Origin of the sequence: Paraburkholderia sp. BR13439 (assembly GCF_040948805.1) — a bacterium.
GTDB lineage: Bacteria > Pseudomonadota > Gammaproteobacteria > Burkholderiales > Burkholderiaceae > Paraburkholderia > Paraburkholderia youngii.
This window is the reverse complement of record NZ_JBFPKN010000208.1, coordinates 1-255: the sequence shown is the minus strand read 5'-3', so window position 1 is coordinate 255 and position 255 is coordinate 1. Positions and strand designations below refer to the sequence as shown.

General features: G+C 62.0%; 1 pseudogene. It reads left to right on the top strand.

The features are described from left to right. A pseudogene (locus tag AB3X96_RS42900) lies at positions 1 to 255 on the top strand (IS66 family transposase zinc-finger binding domain-containing protein); the annotation flags it as partial.

Genomic DNA, 255 nt, shown 5'->3' with positions numbered 1-255 from the left:
AGATTCGCCACGAGCCGCAGAGCACCGTATGCCAGTGTGGCTGCGAGCGCACGCGCATCGGCGAGGACATCAGGACATCAGCGAGAAGCTCGACTACACACCGGGCGTGTTCACCGTGGAGCGGCATATCCGTGGCAAGTGGGTGTGCAGAAACTGCGAAACACGGATTCAGGCCGCGGTGCCTGCGCACGTCATCGACAAGGGCATTCCGACTGCGGGACTGCTGGCCTCAGTGCTCGTTGCCAAATACGCTGA